At 64.2% G+C, this 13,113-nt stretch carries 19 protein-coding genes and 2 tRNA genes; 19 read left to right on the forward strand and 2 right to left on the reverse strand.

The window, feature by feature from the left end:
* The first annotated feature begins 66 nt into the window (after positions 1-66).
* On the forward strand, positions 67-258 hold the full coding sequence (locus tag NDI54_RS12900) for a 30S ribosomal protein S17e (protein WP_004516807.1): 192 nt from the start codon (positions 67-69) through the stop codon (positions 256-258).
* 62 nt (positions 259-320) lie between these two features.
* Here the strand turns inward: NDI54_RS12900 and NDI54_RS12905 are convergent, their stop codons facing one another.
* Both NDI54_RS12905 and NDI54_RS12910 read right to left on the reverse strand, forming a co-directional pair.
* Positions 321-1,382, reverse strand: a complete 1,062-nt coding sequence (locus NDI54_RS12905; RefSeq protein ID WP_310896845.1) for an Mrp/NBP35 family ATP-binding protein — start codon at positions 1,380-1,382, stop codon at positions 321-323.
* 123 nt (positions 1,383-1,505) lie between these two features.
* Complete coding sequence (locus NDI54_RS12910; protein ID WP_310896846.1) at positions 1,506-1,805, reverse strand: hypothetical protein; 300 nt, start codon at positions 1,803-1,805, stop codon at positions 1,506-1,508.
* A gap of 210 nt (positions 1,806-2,015) precedes the next feature.
* Between NDI54_RS12910 and NDI54_RS12915 the strand changes: the two genes are divergently transcribed.
* From NDI54_RS12915 to NDI54_RS13000, 18 genes are all read left to right on the forward strand, one after another.
* Positions 2,016-2,100, forward strand: a tRNA-Ser gene (locus NDI54_RS12915).
* 21 nt (positions 2,101-2,121) lie between these two features.
* Positions 2,122-2,655, forward strand: coding sequence for a 30S ribosomal protein S13 (locus NDI54_RS12920; protein ID WP_310896847.1), 534 nt, complete (start codon positions 2,122-2,124; stop codon positions 2,653-2,655).
* Positions 2,655-3,170 (forward strand): 30S ribosomal protein S4, encoded by a 516-nt coding sequence (locus NDI54_RS12925; RefSeq protein ID WP_310896848.1) that lies wholly within the window; start codon positions 2,655-2,657, stop codon positions 3,168-3,170. Before NDI54_RS12920 ends, NDI54_RS12925 begins: the two co-directional genes overlap by 1 nt.
* Positions 3,167-3,556, forward strand: a complete 390-nt coding sequence (locus tag NDI54_RS12930; RefSeq protein WP_004516802.1) for a 30S ribosomal protein S11 — start codon at positions 3,167-3,169, stop codon at positions 3,554-3,556. The genes NDI54_RS12925 and NDI54_RS12930 overlap by 4 nt, the downstream gene beginning before the upstream one ends.
* Positions 3,557-3,559: 3 nt before the next feature.
* On the forward strand, positions 3,560-4,339 hold the full coding sequence (locus tag NDI54_RS12935) for a DNA-directed RNA polymerase subunit D (protein ID WP_310896849.1): 780 nt from the start codon (positions 3,560-3,562) through the stop codon (positions 4,337-4,339).
* Between the two features lie 104 nt (positions 4,340-4,443).
* Positions 4,444-4,528: transfer RNA gene (locus NDI54_RS12940), tRNA-Leu, on the forward strand.
* A gap of 24 nt (positions 4,529-4,552) precedes the next feature.
* Complete coding sequence (locus NDI54_RS12945) at positions 4,553-4,903, forward strand: 50S ribosomal protein L18e (protein WP_004516800.1); 351 nt, start codon at positions 4,553-4,555, stop codon at positions 4,901-4,903.
* The gene (locus NDI54_RS12950; RefSeq protein ID WP_310896850.1) at positions 4,900-5,337 is read left to right on the forward strand and encodes a 50S ribosomal protein L13; all 438 of its coding nucleotides are present in this window, start codon (positions 4,900-4,902) and stop codon (positions 5,335-5,337) included. Before NDI54_RS12945 ends, NDI54_RS12950 begins: the two co-directional genes overlap by 4 nt.
* A complete protein-coding gene (locus tag NDI54_RS12955; protein ID WP_004516798.1) occupies positions 5,331-5,729 on the forward strand; it encodes a 30S ribosomal protein S9 in 399 nt (132 codons plus the stop codon). The genes NDI54_RS12950 and NDI54_RS12955 overlap by 7 nt, the downstream gene beginning before the upstream one ends.
* Positions 5,730-5,741: 12 nt before the next feature.
* Positions 5,742-5,942: a DNA-directed RNA polymerase subunit N gene (locus NDI54_RS12960; RefSeq protein ID WP_004516797.1), complete on the forward strand. Its 201-nt coding sequence runs from the start codon at positions 5,742-5,744 to the stop codon at positions 5,940-5,942.
* A complete protein-coding gene (locus NDI54_RS12965; protein ID WP_004516796.1) occupies positions 5,939-6,112 on the forward strand; it encodes a DNA-directed RNA polymerase subunit K in 174 nt (57 codons plus the stop codon). Before NDI54_RS12960 ends, NDI54_RS12965 begins: the two co-directional genes overlap by 4 nt.
* Positions 6,113-6,114: 2 nt before the next feature.
* Positions 6,115-7,320, forward strand: coding sequence for a phosphopyruvate hydratase (gene eno, locus NDI54_RS12970; RefSeq protein WP_310896851.1), 1,206 nt, complete (start codon positions 6,115-6,117; stop codon positions 7,318-7,320).
* Positions 7,317-8,129 (forward strand): 30S ribosomal protein S2, encoded by an 813-nt coding sequence (rpsB, locus tag NDI54_RS12975; protein ID WP_310896852.1) that lies wholly within the window; start codon positions 7,317-7,319, stop codon positions 8,127-8,129. The genes eno and rpsB overlap by 4 nt, the downstream gene beginning before the upstream one ends.
* A 105-nt stretch (positions 8,130-8,234) precedes the next feature.
* Positions 8,235-8,618: a DUF5518 domain-containing protein gene (locus tag NDI54_RS12980; protein ID WP_310896853.1), complete on the forward strand. Its 384-nt coding sequence runs from the start codon at positions 8,235-8,237 to the stop codon at positions 8,616-8,618.
* 67 nt (positions 8,619-8,685) lie between these two features.
* Positions 8,686-9,066, forward strand: a complete 381-nt coding sequence (locus tag NDI54_RS12985) for a DUF5518 domain-containing protein (protein WP_310896854.1) — start codon at positions 8,686-8,688, stop codon at positions 9,064-9,066.
* Positions 9,067-9,138: 72 nt separating this feature from the next.
* On the forward strand, positions 9,139-10,476 hold the full coding sequence (locus NDI54_RS12990) for a cytochrome P450 (RefSeq protein ID WP_310896855.1): 1,338 nt from the start codon (positions 9,139-9,141) through the stop codon (positions 10,474-10,476).
* 198 nt (positions 10,477-10,674) lie between these two features.
* Complete coding sequence (locus NDI54_RS12995; protein WP_310896856.1) at positions 10,675-10,854, forward strand: hypothetical protein; 180 nt, start codon at positions 10,675-10,677, stop codon at positions 10,852-10,854.
* Positions 10,851-13,091 (forward strand): PAS domain S-box protein, encoded by a 2,241-nt coding sequence (locus NDI54_RS13000; RefSeq protein ID WP_310896857.1) that lies wholly within the window; start codon positions 10,851-10,853, stop codon positions 13,089-13,091. Before NDI54_RS12995 ends, NDI54_RS13000 begins: the two co-directional genes overlap by 4 nt.
* Positions 13,092-13,113 lie beyond the last annotated feature (22 nt).

Genomic DNA, 13,113 nt, shown 5'->3' on the forward strand with positions numbered 1-13,113 from the left:
TGATAAACGTTCGCGTGCGTGGTCTGTTCCGAACCCTTTTTGAGTACGACCAAGCAAGTAGCGCGCATGGCAATCAAACCCGCCTACGTCAAGAAGACCGGGACGCTCCTCATGGAGCGGTACCCCGACGCCTTCGGTGCCGACTTCGAACACAACAAGGATGTCGTCGAGGAACTGACCAACATCGAGTCCAAGGGTGTCCGCAACCGTATCGCCGGCTACGTCACCCGGAAGATGAACAACCCCGTCGAAGCGTAATTCGGTTCTTTCTCTCTGTCTCCTGCGGCGACTGAGCAGTGCTCCCTCCAGCCGCTGGTCCGCTACTGCTCGGGCTGGGCGGCCTGACTGTCGCTCTGTCGTTTCCGGTGGATGATACCCTGCATGTTGGCGGTGCGGGCGGCGATGTCGCGGAACGACTCGCCCACGTCGCTGTCCTCGTCGAGGACGAGCGGTTCGCCGGTGGCACCGCCTTCCCTGACTTCGGGGTCGAGCGGAATCTCGCCGAGGAACGGCATCTCCGTCTCGTCGGCGAACTCGCGGCCGCCGCCGCTGCCGAAGATGTCGTGTGTCCCGCCACAGTCCGGACAGACGAACGACGACATGTTCTCGACGATACCCAGAACGGGCGTTTCGTGGCGGCCGAACATCCGGAGTCCCTTGCGGGCGTCATCGAGGGCGACTTCCTCAGGCGTGGTGACGATGACGGCCCCGGAGACGGGTACCTGCTGGAGCATCGTCAACTGCGTGTCGCCGGTCCCCGGCGGTAGGTCCACGACCATGTAGTCGAGTTCGCCCCAGAGCACGTCGTCCCACAGCTGCGTGAGGACGTTGTCGACCATCGGGCCGCGGAAGATGACTGGGTCGTCCTTGCCGACGAGGAAGTCCATACTCATCAGCTTCATCCCGTGTTTCTCGACGGGGATGATCTCCTCGTCCTCGGTCGCGCGCGGTTGTTCGTCGGCGTCGAGCATCCGCGGGACGTTCGGGCCGTACACGTCGGCGTCGAACAGTCCAACGCGCGCGCCGAGCCGGGAGAGGCCGGCAGCGAGATTGACTGCAACGGTGGACTTGCCGACGCCGCCCTTACCCGAGGCGACCGCGATGACGTTCTTGACCTTCGGCAGCGGGTCCTCGGCCTCCGGGACACCGCGGTCGACGCTCGCGGAGAGCGCTGTCTCGCGCTCTAGGTCGTCGAACACCTCGCGGACCTCGTTCGCCATGCGCGTCTCCGTCGGCGAGTACGGCGCACCGAGCGCTAGGTCGATACTGACCTCGTCGTCGGTCACGTCGATACTGTTGACCAGCCCCAGTGAGACGATGTCGTCTCCAAGGTCCGGGTCCTCGACCGTTCGCAGGCGCTCGCGTACGTCGTCTGTATTCATGCACAGGGGTAGGTCCCGGAGGTGCGATAAGGATTGTGACCCCGCGAACGCGGGTGAGCGGCGATCCGTGGCTCAACAGCAGCGAAGTATCCAGGTTTCTCGCGTGCGCATGGAACCGACTGGTCACGGACGGCGGAACACGTAGACGCTCTCACCGTCCAGTTCGGCACGTAGCTCACCGCTGTCGTGGTCGAACACCAGTCGGTCCGGCGTCCCGGTGAACGAGTGTAGTGGCATGCCGGTGTCGATTGTACCCTCGGGTGCTACCGCGACGTAGGTCCGGCCACTGAACTCGGCCCGAAGCGTCCCGTCGTCTGCCTCCGTAACTGCGGCCGGTCCCGCGAACCGTTCGAGGTGGTCACGGACCGCCGGGCTGTCAGTCGGATCCACACTACTGCCGCCGTCAGTGACGGGTCGTCCCATGTACGGACACACGTCGATCTCCATGGAATACGTTGGGTCGGGAGAGAGCCGGATGCGTGTCAGTGTCCCTCAGTGGGCATGTCTCGGATTCACGCGGCCGGCCCCCTTCGTTGCGTTTAAATACAACCCCGGAATAGAATCGGATAGACTCGTGTAGGGGGACCGGCCCCCGAGTCCGCGTGCTGCGGGCGCGAGTGTCATAGAACGTGTGTCGTGGTAGCCAAGCCTGGCCCAAGGCGCAGGGTTGCTAACTCTGTGGCGTACAGCCTCCTGGGTTCGAATCCCAGCCACGACGCTCACCCATCAGTACCTACATATGAGTGCAGAAGACCCCAACGCGGGCGAGGACGCGGATGCCGAGGAAGAGGAGGACATCCGCTATTTCGTCCGCATCGGACAGACAGACCTCGACGGGACGAAATCCGTCGAGCGAGCACTGACAGAACTGAACGGTATCGGCCACCGGGCCGCCCGAATTATCGCCCAGAAGGCGGATGTCGACCGGCGCGCGGTCTTCGGCAAGCTCGACGACGATGTCATCGAGCGCGTCGTCGATCACGTCGAGAACTTCGCCGACGAGGTGCCCGAGTGGATGGCCAACCACCAGAAGGACTACTTCACCGGTGAGACCACCCACGAGACCGGCAACGACCTCCAGCTCACCCGCCGGCAGGACATCAACCGCATGAAGATGATCGACTCCTACCGCGGTGTCCGCCACAAGCGCGGCCAGAAGGTCCGTGGACAGCGCACCAAGTCCACCGGCCGGACGGAGGGGACCATCGGCGTCAACGTCGAGGCGATCAAAGAAGAGCAGGCTGAGGAAGCCGCTGCGGAGGATGACGAATAATGGCGCTTGGCTCAAACACGAAGTTCTACGAGACGCCGAATCATCCCTTCCAGGGCGAACGCATTGCCGACGAGGCCAACCTCATCGGTCGCTACGGCCTGAAGAACAAAGAGGAGCTCTGGCGCGCACAGTCCGAGCTGCGTGGCTACCGCCGCGAGGCCCGGAAGCTGCTGGGCAGCGCCGGCGAACACGAGACCGAGGCTGCGGAGTTCCTCGCTCGGCTCAAGCGCTACGGCATCCTCAACGAGCAGGACCAGCTCGACGACGTGCTGTCGCTGGACGTGACCGACGTGCTGGAGCGTCGCCTGCAGACGGTCGTCTACCGCAAGGGCTACGCGAACACGCCCGAGCAGGCCCGCCAGTTCATCGTCCACGGACACATCGTGCTGGACGACGCTCGCGTCACCCGACCCGGCATGACGGTCGAAACCGCCGTCGAGAGCTCGGTCGGCTTCGACGAGCACAGCTCGCTGTCGGACGAACTCCATCCTGAGCGCGCGGAGGCCCAAGAATGAGCGAAGAAACCGAAGACATCTGGGGCATCGCCCACGTGCACGCATCGTTCAACAACACGATCATCACCATCACCGACCAGACCGGCGCGGAGACGCTCGCAAAGAGCTCCGGCGGAACGGTCGTCAAGCAGAACCGCGACGAAGCGTCGCCGTACGCGGCGATGCAGATGGCCGAGGTCGTTGCGGAGAAAGCCCTCGACCGCGGTGTCGAAGGCGTCGACGTTCGGGTCCGCGGTCCCGGTGGCAACCTCCAGACCTCGCCCGGTCCGGGTGCGCAGGCGACGATCCGCGCACTCGCCCGAGCCGGTCTGGAGATCGGCCGTATCGAGGATGTCACGCCGACCCCGCACGACGGCACTCGTGCACCCAAGAACTCCGGATTCTAACCAATGACACAGGACTACGAGGTTGAGTTCGTCGAACGCGGTGAGCGCGAGGCCCGCATCCTCGTGCGTGGCATCACGCCGGCGTTTGCCAACGGTATCCGGCGAGCGATGGTCGCGGACGTGCCGACGTTCAGTATCGACACTGTCCGCGTCATCGAGAACACCAGCGTGATGTTCAACGAGCAGATCGGTCTCCGACTGGGACTGGTCCCGCTGACGACCGACCTCGACGACTTCGAGATCGGCGACGAGGTGACGCTGTCGCTGTCCGTCGACGGGCCGAGCACGGCCTACTCCAGTGACCTCGTCTCCTCGGACCCGATGGTCGAGGCGGCCGACGACAACATCCCCGTTATCGACCTCAAGGACGGCCAGCGCCTCGAAGTCGAGGCCGACGCCGTTCTCGACACCGGTCGGGAACACGCCAAACACCAGGGTGGCGTGGCCGTCGGCTACCGACATCTCCAGCAGGTGGAGGTCGTCGGCGACCTCGGCGAGTTCGAGGACGACGACCCGAACATCCTGCGTGGCGTCATCGAAGAGCAGGCGGCCGAACACGCCGCCGGCGACGCCACCAACGGCGACCTCGTCGCGACAGACGAGTTCGACAACGACCTCCGGAACCGCTACCCCGGCAAGGATGTCGAGGTCTCGGACGTGCCGAACGCGTTTGTGTTCCACGTCGAGACGGATGGGTCGTTCACCGCTGAGGAACTGGTCCTGCGTGCGGTCGAGACGCTGCGTGACCGCGCGACCGAACTGAAAGACGCAGTCCAACTGTAACGACACAATGTCCCGACACAACTCCACGGCGCCGATGACCGCCCGCTCCCCGAGCGCGAGGACCGAAAGGGGTTTTACGGGGCACGCAAAACGAACAATCGCGCGCAGGGATAGCCAAGTTTGGCCAACGGCGCAGCGTTCAGGGCGCTGTCCCGTAGGGGTCCGCAGGTTCAAATCCTGCTCCCTGCACTTTTCCTACAACGGAGGAATCAAATGAGCAAGACGAACCCGAGACTCAGTAGTCTCATCGCCGACCTGAAGTCAGCCGCCCGCAGTTCGGGCGGTGCTGTCTGGGGCGACGTCGCCGAGCGCTTAGAAAAGCCACGGCGCACACACGCGGAAGTCAACCTCGGCCGTATCGAACGATACGCCCAGGAAGACGAAACCGTCGTTGTGCCCGGCAAGGTGCTTGGCTCCGGTGTCCTGCAGAAGGATGTCACCGTCGCCGCCGTCGACTTCTCCGGAACCGCCGAGACGAAGATCGACCAGGTTGGAGAGGCTGTATCACTCGAACAGGCAATCGAAAACAACCCAGAAGGCTCCCACGTCCGGGTGATCCGATGAGCGTCGCAGAGTTCGACGCGGATGTCATCGTTGACGCCCGCGACTGTATCATGGGCCGCGTCGCATCACAGGTCGCCGAACAGGCACTCGACGGCGAGACCATCGCTGTCGTCAACGCCGAACGCGCCGTGATCACCGGCCGAGAGGAGCAGATCACGGAGAAGTACAAGAAACGTGTCGACATCGGTAACGACAACGGGTACTTCTACCCCAAGCGACCGGACGGCATCTTCAAGCGCACCATCCGTGGCATGCTGCCCCACAAGAAGCAGCGTGGCCGCGAGGCGTTCGAGAACGTCCGTGTCTACCTCGGCAACCCGTACGACGAGGACGGCGAGGTCCTAGACGGCACGTCGCTTGACCGACTGTCGAACATCAAGTTCGTCACGCTGGGCGAGGTCAGCGAAACACTTGGAGCGAACAAGACATGGTAACGAACACGTCTGGTAAGAAGAAGACCGCCGTCGCCCGCGCGACCGTTCGCGAGGGCGAGGGCCGCGTGCGTATCGACTCGCAGCCGGTCGAACTCGTCGACCCCGAGCTGGCGCAGCTCAAGATGCTGGAACCGTTCCGCATCGCTGAGGACGACCTCCGCGGCGAGGTTGATGTCGAAGTGTCCGTTGAAGGTGGCGGCGTCATGGGGCAGGCAGACGCCGCCCGAACCGCCATCGCTCGTGGGCTCGTCGACCACACCAACGACGCCGAACTCCGCGACGCGTTCATGGAGTTCGACCGCTCGCTGCTGGTCAACGACGTTCGCCAGTCCGAACCCAAGAAGTGGGGCGGCCCCGGTGCGCGGGCCCGCTACCAGAAATCGTACCGCTAAGGTGATTCAGGTATGATGGTACCGGTCCGGTGTTTCACGTGCGGTAACGTCGTCGGCGAGCACTGGGAGGAGTTCAAGGCACGCACCCGCGAGGCCGAGGAGCCCGAGGACCCGGAGAAGGTCCTCGACGAACTCGGCGTCGAGCGGCACTGCTGTCGCCGGATGCTCGTCTCGCACAAAGACCTCGTCGACATCGTCTCACCCTACCAATGAACGCACAGGAAAGCCGCTACGAGAAGGCCCGCAAACTCGGCGCACGAGCGCTGCAGCTGGCCCACGGTGCGCCTGTGCTCATCGAGACGGAACACACCCAGCCGATCCTCATCGCAGCCGAGGAGTACGACGCTGGCGTCCTACCGTTTACGGTCAACAGGAGTGACTAACGATGACGCGCATCACTGACGTACGACTCCGCCGCGTTCTCGACTCGCGTGGCAACGCGACTGTCGAAGCCGACGTGCTCACCGAGAGTGGGGGCTTCGGCCGTGGCAAGGCACCGAGCGGTGCGAGCACGGGCGAGTACGAGGCGATCGAACTCCCCGCCAACGAGGCCATCGCCAACGCCCGCGAGGAAGCGCTCCCGCGGCTCATCGGTGAGGTCCACGCCGGGAACCAGCGCGATGTCGACGCAGCGCTCCACGCCGCCGACGGCACCGACGACTTTTCCGGTATCGGCGCCAACAGCGCGGTCGCCATTTCGATGGCCGCCGCGAAGGCCGGCGCTGACGTGCTGGGCGCACCGCTGTACCAGCACCTGGGCGGCACCTTCCGGGGCAACGAGTACCCGACGCCGCTGGGTAACATCATCGGCGGCGGCGAACACGCCGCGGACGCGACCAACATCCAGGAGTTCCTCGCGGCCCCCGTCGGCGCGCCAAGCGTCGAGGAGGCCGTCTTCGCCAACGCCGCGGTCCACCAGGAGGTCCACGACATCCTGGCCGACCGCGACCTGCCAGCGGGCAAGGGCGACGAAGGGGCCTGGGCACCGTCCGTCTCGGACGACGAAGCGTTCGAGATCATGGACGAGGCCGTTGAGACTGTGGCCGACGATTTCGGCTTCGCAATCTCATTCGGCCTCGACGTTGCCGGCGCGGAACTCTACGACGCCGACGAGGACGGCTACGTCTACGACGACGGCGTCAAGTCCACCCAGGAGCAGATCGAGTACATCGCTGGGAAGGTCGAGGAGTACGACCTCGTCTACGTTGAGGACCCCCTCGACGAGAACGATTACGAGGCCTTCGCGGACCTGACCGCACAGGTCGGTGACCAGACGCTCGTCTGCGGTGACGACCTGTTCGTCACGAACGTCGAGCGCCTGCAGGCCGGTATCAACGCCGACGCCGGCAACTCCATCCTGATCAAGCCGAACCAGATCGGGACGCTCACCGACGCTGTCGACGCCATCGAACTGGCGACGGCAAACGGCTACGAGTCCGTGGTCTCCCACCGTAGCGGCGAGACCGAAGACACGACGATTGCACACCTCGCTGTCGCCACTGACGCACCGTTCATCAAGACCGGCGCGGTCGGCGGCGAGCGCACAGCCAAGCTGAATGAACTAATCCGTATCGAGGACAACGCAGTATGAGCGGCAACGAAAAAGAAGGTCTCGACGCGTCAGACTCCGACTTCGACCCGTCCGACGAGGACGACGAAGCGGTCGACGCGGAGACCGAAACGGAAGCCGAACAGCCCGCCGACGACGCCGCTGAGGCGACAGAGGCCGAACCAACCGACGATGCCGACGAAGCGGCCGAGGCCGACGAGGCCGCCGGCCCGCAGCTGGACGAGGATGTCATGCCCGACGAGCAGTCGGAAGCTGATCTCCTCATCCCCGTCGAGGACTACCTCGGCGCCGGTGTCCACATCGGGACCCAGCAGAAGACCCAGGACATGGAGCGGTTCATCCACCGCGTCCGGACCGACGGGCTCTACGTGCTGGACGTTTCGATGACCGACGAGCGCATCCGCACCGCCGCGGACTTCCTGGCCAACTACGAGCCGGAGCAGATTCTGGCCGCCTCCTCGCGCCAGTACGGCCGGTTCCCGGCCGAGAAGTTCGCCGAAGCCATTGGGGCGCGCGTCCGCACCGGCCGGTTCATCCCCGGCACGCTGACCAACCCCGACTACGACGGCTACATCGAGCCTGACATCGTGGTCGTCACTGACCCCATCGGTGACGCCCAGGCTGTCAAGGAAGCCATCACGGTCGGTATCCCGGTCATCGCGATGTGTGACTCCAACAACACCACGTCGAACGTCGACCTGGTCGTCCCGACGAACAACAAGGGGCGCAAGGCGCTGTCGGTCGTCTACTGGCTGCTGGCCAACGAGACGCTCGACCGCCGCGGTGCCGAGCCGACGTACGGACTCGACGACTTCGAGTCCGACATCTAACGTCGCTGTTACTTCGTTTCGTTTTCCGGCCCGCTGATACAGAAGTGGCGACGCCACTGTTCGCCAACACAAGACCTACCACGAGGCCCGGAGTAGCACCGGCAAATGGGAGAGGGAGACACGTTCGTCAACGCCGTCATCGGTGCCGTCGCAACCGCTCTGCTGAGTGGGTTCGTCCCGTTCGCGCCGCTCCTCGGTGGTGGTATCGCCGGCTATCTCGAAGGCGGCGAGCGGGACGACGGGTTTCGCGTCGGACTGTTATCGGGCGTCATCGGGCTGGCGATCTCGCTGGTCTTCTTCGCGGTCGTGTTCGTCTTCCTGGCCGCGTTTCTGGCGATCGTTCCCGACGCACTCGGCCTGTTCGGTGCGGCGGGACTGCTCGTGCTCGTCCTCGGAACGGTTATGACCGCCGCGTACTTCCTCGGCCTGAGCGCGCTCGGGGGCTGGCTGGGCAACTACGTCAAGTACGACACGACTATCGGTGACTGAGCGGGCAGCCGTCCGGCCCGAAACCGCCGATACCTACATCAACGGGGAACCCACTACGAGAACGCGTATGCGCGAGTCGGTGACTAACGCCGGTATCGGGGCGCTCGTCACGGTTGCCCTGTCGTTTATTCCGTTCTCGTCGGTGGCCGGCGGTGCCGTGGCCGCCGCGAACCACGGCGGTGGCTACCGGACGGGGCTCTGGCTGGGGACGCTGGCCGGTGTCTGTGCGATGGTGCCGCTGCTTGCCCTTTTCATGCCGGCGCTGTATATCGCCGGCCTGCTCGGGTTCGGAATTCCGCCCGGAGCGCCGGGGTACGACCTGTTCCTGGCGCTGGTCTTCGCCTTCTTTCTGCTGTACACCGTCGGCCTGAGCGCGCTCGGTGGCCTCGGCGGTGTCTGGGTCGTCGGCCACACCGACTGGAATCTGGACGCCAGCCGCTGGCTCTGAATCCGCTCGACAGAATCCATATTCCGGTGATTTGGCATGTGGTTCAAACGTGTCCGGCCCTAACCACTAGTAATGTCAAAGACGCCGCCCGGACCGAAGGGCGAACCGCTGTTCGGCAGCAGCCGCACGTACGCGCGGGACCCGTTCCGGTTCATCTCGGCGCTGGAGCAGGCCTACGGGAACGTCGCCCGCTTCGATATGGGACCGATGGACACGGTCATGCTGTGTGATCCGACGGCGATCGAGCGCGTTCTCGTCTCGGAAGCCGATCAGTTCCGCAAACCGGATTTCCAGGGCGACGCGCTGGGGGACCTGCTGGGCGACGGGCTGTTGCTGAGCGAGGGCGAGATCTGGGAGCAACAGCGAAAGCTTGCGAACCCCGCATTCTCGATGGCACGGCTGTCGGGGATGGCCGACCGGATTACCGGCCACGCCGAGGACCGGATCGCCGACTGGTCCCACGGCGATGTCATCGACGCCGAGCAGTCGATGACGCGGGTCACGCTGGACGTGATCTTGGACCTGATGATGGGCGTCGAACTCTCCGAGCAGCGAGTCCAGACCATCGAGGAGCAACTGTTGCCGCTTGGCCAGCGCTTCGAGCCGGACCCCATCCGGTTCGCCATGCCTCAGTGGATGCCGATGCCCGACGACGCGGAGTTCAACCGCGCCGTGCGGACGCTGGACGAGGTTCTGGACGACATCATTGCGGTCCGCGAGGATTCGGTCGGGATGGACGATGACGGCCCGATGGACTTCCTGTCGGTACTCCTGCGTGCCCGCGACGAGGGGAACCAGTCGCCCGAGCAACTGCGCGACGAGATGATGACGATGCTGCTTGCCGGCCATGACACGACCGCGCTAACGCTCACCTACACCTGGTTCCTACTGTCGGAACACCCCGAGGCCGAACAGCGGGTCCACGAGGAACTAGACGCTGTCATCGGTGACGACCGACCGGGAATGGAACACGTCCGCGAGCTGGAGTACCTCGAATGGGTGGTTCAAGAGGCGATGCGACTCTATCCGCCGGTGTACACCATCTTCCGGGAACCGACTGCGGACGTGACGCTCTCGGGCTACGATGTGGACTCGGGGACGACGCTGATGGTCCCCCAGTGGGGCGTCCACCGCTCCGAGCGGTTCTACGACGACCCCGAGGCATTCGACCCGGAGCGCTGGAAGCCCGAGCGAGCCAACGAGCGCCCGCGTTTCGCCTACTTCCCGTTCGGTGGGGGGCCGCGCCACTGCATCGGGAAGCACCTCGCCATGCTGGAAGCGCAACTCATCACTGCCACGACGGCAAGCCAGTACCGGCTGGAGTTCCAGGGGGAGACGCCACTGGAACTGCTGCCGTCGCTGACAGCCCATCCTAGACAAGAAATGTCGATGCGCGTGCTGGAACGGTAGATTCTGCCCGCGCTCTCAGCGATGCCGGATTCCGCGGCGTACCCGGTGAGAGTGCCACAATCGTTTTGTGGATTACCCACTCTGTGATTGTAAGGAGGATCGAAGGCGGTCCTGTGGCCGGCCGGCGCGACACCCGAGTTTCCCCGATTCCAGTCGCTACGGACCGGCCAACACCCGCTTTCCGTTCACGTGATTATCATGGCACCGACACGTTCGAGCTACGTACTTGCAACCGACACCGTTCTCACGAGGTCCGCCAGACACGGCGGCAACGACGCGCGTGACGTGCGTTCCCCAGCCAACGTTGCCGAGACGGGCAGTGGCGGTGACGACACTGGCTGTGCTGGAATTGCGGACCCAGAGGAGGGCGGCGGATGACACTCACCGAGGTCCACGAAGCGGCTGACCGAATCCGCGTACTGCATGTCGATGATGACCCGGCGATCGGTGAACTCGTCGAGGCGTTTCTCGAACGCGAAAACGACAGGTTCGAGGTACAGACGATGACTGACGTTGCCGACGCCGAGAATGCGCTGGCCGACCGTAACGTCGATTGTGTCGTCTCGGACTACGACATGCCCGACCGGAACGGCCTCCAGTTCCTCGAAGCCGTTCGCCAGGAGTACCCCGACCTCCCGTTCATACTCTACACCGGCAAGGGGTCAGAAGAGGTCGCAAGCGAGGCGATCTCAGCGGGCGTAACTGACTACCTACAAAAAGGAGGCGGGCCCGACCAGTACGCCGTGCTGGCGAACCGCATTACGAACGCCGTCGAACACCGGCGGTCACAGCAGGCACTCAGCGAACAGAACCGCGAACTGCGGAGCTACGAGCGGATGGTGAACTCGATGCGGGAGACCGCCTGTATCTACGACACGGACGAGCGGTTCAAAATCGTCAACGATGCGCTCGTGGAGTGGTACGGCATGAGCCGGGACGAACTGATCGGGAAGCGAAGCCGCCTCATCCCACACATCCGCTCTGAAGCCGACGGCGACACCGACCCCTTCCAGGAACTACTCAACGGGGAACGAGCGGAGTTCCGCGGGGTGACGGCAACGGATTTTCCGGACCAGGGCCACACGATCATGGATTACCGGCTGACCCCGCTGAAGGTAGACGGGTCGATAGAGGGCGTCGTCGGAGTGGCGCGTCACATTACCGACCGGAAAGAGCGCGAGCGTGAACTCCACCAAATAGAGCGCCGGTATCAGGCGGTTTTCAACGACCCACAGCTCCTCACTGGGCTGCTTGCGACCGACGGGACGGTGCTCGACATCAACGAGACGGCGATGGAGTACGTTGATGCCTCGCCCAACGACGTACGGGGAGTGCCCTTCTGGGAGACGCCGTGGTTCGACAACTCGCCGGACGTACAGCAGTCCGTCCGAGAGTGGATCGACCGTGCCGCAGGCGGCGAGTACGTCTCCTTCGAAGCCGATCTCGTCCGTCCGGACGGCGACCCCTACACGGTCGAGGGCGTGTTCAGACCGGTCACAAACGACGACGGGGAGGTCGTCTCGCTGCTCGTCTCCGAGCGTGACATCACCGAGCGCAAGGAGCGACAGCGCGAACTGAAACAGTACGAGGCGTACTTACAGGAGTCGACCGACATCATCACGGTGCTCGACGACCAGGGGGTTATCAAGTACGAGAGCCCGTCCGTGTCGCGGATTCTCGGGTACGAACCCGGGGAGTTGACTGGACAGAACGGGTTCGATTACATCCACCCGGACGACGTTGACAGCCTCTTCGAGACGTTCAATAACCTCTTGTCAAACCCGGACGAGACTGTCACAGTCGAATGTCGGTTTCGAACGGCTTCCGGCGAGTGGCGCTGGCTCGAAGTCCACGGAACGAACCAGTTCGACCACGACGCGATCGAGGGCATCGTCACGAACAACCGCGATATTACCGAGCGCAAACAGCGCGAGCAGCAACTCAAAGAACAAAACGAGCGGTTAGAGGAGTTCGCAAGCGTCGTCAGCCACGACCTTCGGAACCCGCTGACAGTGGCCCAGGGCCGATTGGCGCTCGTCCGCGAGGAGTGTGACAGCGACCACCTCGACGACATCGAACAGGCACACCAGCGGATGGACACGCTGATCGAGGACCTGCTGGAGCTCGCACGGGATGGCATGTCGCCGTCCGAGGCGACCGCGGTCGACCTCGCCGACTTCGTCCGGAACTGCTGGCAAAACGTCGAGACGGAAGCGGCGACGCTCGTCGTCGACACCGATCTCGCCGTCGTCGCCGACGAGAGCCGGCTCCGACAACTGTTCGAGAACCTCATTCGGAACAGTGTGGAACATGGTTCCACGGGCAGTCGGACAGGGTCCGACGACGCGGTCGAGCACGGCGGCGACGAGGTGACCGTCACCGTGGGGGAACACGACAGTGGGTTCTACGTCGAGGATGACGGGCCCGGCATCCCAGAGGACGACCGCGAGACGGTGTTCGATGCCGGTTACTCGACGAGCACGCAGGGAACCGGATTCGGATTACATATCGTCGACCAGGTCGCTGAAGCACACGGCTGGACTGTCCGGGTAACCGAGGGCAGCGAGGGCGGCGCGCGGTTCGAGATCACCGGTGTCGATGCTGACGCTCCGTAGCCGCCCGCCCCGAGCGTCCTGC

The organism is Haloarcula terrestris (assembly GCF_031624315.1).
GTDB classification, from domain to species: domain Archaea; phylum Halobacteriota; class Halobacteria; order Halobacteriales; family Haloarculaceae; genus Haloarcula; species Haloarcula terrestris.